The following is a 2391-nucleotide window of genomic DNA, read 5'->3' as shown; positions in this document are numbered from 1 at the left end:
ATTTACTCTTCAGAGCTGGAATGCTTATGAAGATCTTGACAAAGCAGAAAACGCCAATGAGGAATACGGAATATATGAAACCTATTCATATTATAAAGAACGCTTTGGAACGCTTTCCATAAAGCATGATCCAATGGCAGCATATCTTTTGCAAAGGGCGTTGTATCAAAGTTTGGGTGCTTTAACGATGAATTCGAAGGATGAGATTGTCGGGGCGAATTGGGGAACAACACCGGTAACGAATAGGATATGGAATAAGGATATGTATTACGCTTATCTTCCGTTCTCGATTTTTGAACCCCATTTGTATAAAAAAGGCATCTTATGGTTCCTGCAATACGGAATTAAATTTCCTGGAAGCAAATTTAGAGGGGGATTATTTCATTCCCTTAGCAATTCACTGTCTTCGATTATGATGGCAGGGATGTATTTCGAAGCAACCGGTGACCGAACATTTTTCCTGGAGCATCCAGAGGTGTATCCGAAAATGTTAAATATATTAGAGGAAATCCTAAACAGCAGACAAGCATCCGAACCTTACTTGTTTCACTCACTTTGGCTGTCAGATGCTTACTCACTGGGAAAATATCACCTTGGTACAAATATTTGTGTCTGGAAAGGTTGCCAGTCATTATCAACAATCGCAGCGTTCGTATACCATGACATGGAAAAAGCGAATGAATTAAAAAATATAGCAAACTTCATTAAAGAAGATATAGAAAAATACATGACAATAGATGGAACTCACGGGAAACAGTATCTAGAAGGCATTGGCGGATTAACAAATGATACAAAAACTGTTTATCCTCTGCAACCCTACCAGGACGACATTACGAAACAAGGATTAATTTTTCTTACGGATGTCATTGAAAATGGAAGTATAAATCTTGTCATGCATGACGGGGAAGAAACGGACACGACCTTAATGCCCTACTACGGATATAAATCCTATAGTGATCCCATATTAAGGAACTATATAGCCTTCAGCATGAGTCATGAAAATCCGACTTATAATCCGGAAAATAAAGGGATTAAATGGGGAAATGAATCCGGTGCAACTTTTCCGGGTTACATTACTGCCATGTTAGGCATTACAGATGAGGAAAGTATGAATGGAGAAGAAGGATATTTACGTGAGCTAAAACGTCTTGCCGACTTAGATGGATCATGGTGGTGGTGGCCGTACCAGCTAAATTGTAAGCGGGGGGATGTGGTAAGAATGAACAGCTGCGGAAAGTGCAGCTGGGCATCTGGCACATTTGCCACGTTATTTGTAACACAAATATTAGGCATTCAATATAACGCGCTTGCTAAAACGCTGTATTTCAGGCCTTTTTCACCATCCGGCAGTTTTAAATGGGAAAATTTGATGTATGGCTATTCTAAATTCGACTTGTCATTTGAAAAAGACGATGAGGTTTCTATTCGTATTACAAACAAGAATGAAGACTTGGTCGAAGCTTTCGTTGAAATCATTACCGAGAAAAAGCCTTATGATCAAACGAAAAAGATGCTTTTGCCATTTCAAGAATCCAGCTTTCTTAACCAAAAAACCGTGCTGGTCAAAGTAAAAATACCGCCTCATGAAACCTTTGAAATGATAACGAAAGACTAAATTTACATTTACGCTGTGCCAAAATGTGTATTGGGGTGTGAAATATGAATATCTTAAATAATGTAACCAGATTCAAAGGAGAACAGTCCAGAACCATCTCTCCGGAGAATCCTACTGGAGAAAAAGGGAAGGCATGCATGTTTGACAGTAAACTTGGCCCGGGCAGAAAAGGAAGAGGAAGCATATCACTGCCGCAAGGGAAAGAAACAGTCATTGCTGAGATATCCGGCACAGGCATCATCAAACATATGTGGATGACCATTCGGGAAAATACTGAAAAAGGCAGCTTTGTGCTCAGGGATGTAATTTTAAGAATATATTGGGATGGGGCTCGAACACCAGCTGTAGAAACACCGCTCGGAGACTTCTTTTGTAACGGATTCGGCGAAAGATACGATGTAAATTCTTTGCCAATCGTCGTCAATCCAAATGGTGGGATGAATTCTTATTTTGAAATGCCTTTTAGAAAAAAAGCAAAAATCACCATTACAACCCACATTTCGCACGTCTTAAATAAAATTCATTTTAATTTTTGAATGAACTATATTTAAACATTTTAGTGGGATGATATCTTCTTATTTTTGAGGAATTTTCGATAAAGTTCTTTTCAATTCGACATTCTTTTCATGAATTCCTCCTGTTGTGTGTTATTTGCCTTGGTTTTCGACATTTTTTGACGCGTATATTGATAGATCATACCCGCATAATTCAATGATTTTTTTGGCTTGTGAATCAATATTATCGGGTAAGAGCCTTATTTTTTCTTGATTTTGATT

At 38.2% G+C, this 2391-nt stretch carries 2 protein-coding genes; both read left to right on the top strand.

Annotation, left to right across the window (positions count from 1 at the left end):
• The coding region (locus tag P9687_RS16785; RefSeq protein WP_328228942.1) for a hypothetical protein at positions 1-1615 on the top strand (1615 nt) is incomplete at its 5' end.
• A gap of 137 nt (positions 1616-1752) precedes the next feature.
• Positions 1753-2151, top strand: coding sequence for a DUF2961 domain-containing protein (locus P9687_RS16780; RefSeq protein WP_014096944.1), 399 nt, complete (start codon positions 1753-1755; stop codon positions 2149-2151).
• Positions 2152-2391 lie beyond the last annotated feature (240 nt).

It is taken from the genome of Weizmannia sp. CD-2023 (assembly GCF_036225245.1).
Lineage (GTDB): Bacteria > Bacillota > Bacilli > Bacillales > Bacillaceae_C > Weizmannia > Weizmannia faecalis.
Note: the sequence above shows the minus strand (reverse complement) of the source record. Positions and strands in the feature narration are given on the sequence as shown.